The 1,480-nt window shown below is 59.9% G+C and carries 1 protein-coding gene; it reads right to left on the bottom strand.

What is annotated here, in order from left to right; translation table 11 throughout:
- Position 1 precedes the first annotated feature (1 nt).
- Positions 2 to 1,480, bottom strand: a 1,479-nt coding sequence (locus tag DES29_RS12295) for an NAD-dependent malic enzyme (protein WP_147145924.1), incomplete at its 5' end; no start/stop codon positions are given.

Below are 1,480 nucleotides of genomic sequence, written 5' to 3'. Positions count from 1 at the left end.
ATTACGGACGATACATGAATTCGTCGACAGCCTTTTCAAGATCAGCCGGACGTTCATTCTGAGCAAGACCGTGCTCGTAGGCGTAGGCGGCAACCGCAGCGCCGATCTTCACCGACACCGGACGGATGTCCGAAAGCGCCGGATAGAGCGAACCCTGGGCCAGGTCAGCGTCCGAGACGAGCGTTGCGAGCACCTTGGCTGCCACGAGGAACATCCCGTCGGGCATCCACTTCGAGCGGCTGAACACCGCGCCGAGACCGAGCGCCGGGAATACGTAGCTGTTGTTGCCCTGACGAGGCACAAACGTCTTGCCTTCGTATTCGACCGGATCGAAGGGCGACCCGGAGGCAAAGAGCGCCTTGCCCTTCGTTGCCGTGTAGGCCTGTTCGGCCGTGCATTCGGCCTTGGAAGTCGGATTCGAAAGCGCGAAGATGATCGGACGCTCGTTGAGCTTGGCCATTTCTTCGAGAACTTCCTTCGTAAAGGTCTGCGGCTGGCCGGCCACGCCGATGATGGCAGTCGGCTTCAAGGTCTTGACCGCTTCGAGGAAGCTCGCCGTATCCGGCGCATCGACGGCAAACGGCTGCTTATGCGCGGCCAGATCCGTACGAGCCTTCGTGACGAGACCCTTCGAGTCAAAGAGGTAGCAGTGTGCCAGGGCATCCTCACGCGAGAGACCGTCGTCGATCAGCGCATCGGCAAGCAGATTGGCGATGCCGCAGGCAGCCTCGCCGGCGCCGAAGAAGAGGAACTTCTGATCGGCCATCTTTTCGCCCTTGACGCGCACGGCACTGTACATGCCCGAGACGACCACCGAGGCCGTACCCTGAATGTCGTCATTGAAGCAAAGGATCTTTTCCTGATAGTCCGAAAGCAGCTTGAAGGCGTTGGCATTGCCGAAGTCTTCGAACTGGATGAGGACGTTGGGCCAGCGGCGGCGGGCTTCGGCGATGAATTCGTCAACGAGCTGACGATATTCAGGACCGCGGCAACGCTTCTGGCGCAGACCAAGGTACAGCGGATCGTTCAGATATTCTTCGCGGTTCGTGCCGACGTCGAGCACGACCGGCAGCGTCTTTTCCGGAGCAATGCCGGCGCAGGCGGTATAGAGCGCGAGCTTGCCGCAGGGAATGCCCATGCCGTTAAGTCCCTGGTCGCCCAGACCCAGAATGCGTTCGCCGTCCGTGACGACGATCACGTCGACCTCTTTGTTCGGGGCGCGTTCAATCACTTCGCGCACGTGGCCGAGGTGTTCGAGCGAAACAAAAAGGCCGCGCGGATAGCGGAAGATATGGCTGAAACGCTGGCAGTATTCGCCGACCGTCGGGGTGTAGACGACCGGCATGTATTCGGCGGTGTATCGCGTCAGCAGCTGGAAGAACAGATCTTCATTCGTGTTGCGGATGCTGTCGAGGAGGAGTGCTTTGTCGATCGGCTTCTCGAAGCGGTTAAGCATTTCACGCATGCGTTCGACCTGCTG

The sequence above is a fragment of the Sutterella wadsworthensis genome, assembly GCF_003315195.1.
In the GTDB taxonomy this organism is placed as follows: Bacteria; Pseudomonadota; Gammaproteobacteria; order Burkholderiales; family Burkholderiaceae_F; genus Sutterella; species Sutterella wadsworthensis.
This window is presented reverse-complemented; position numbering and strand designations above follow the sequence as displayed.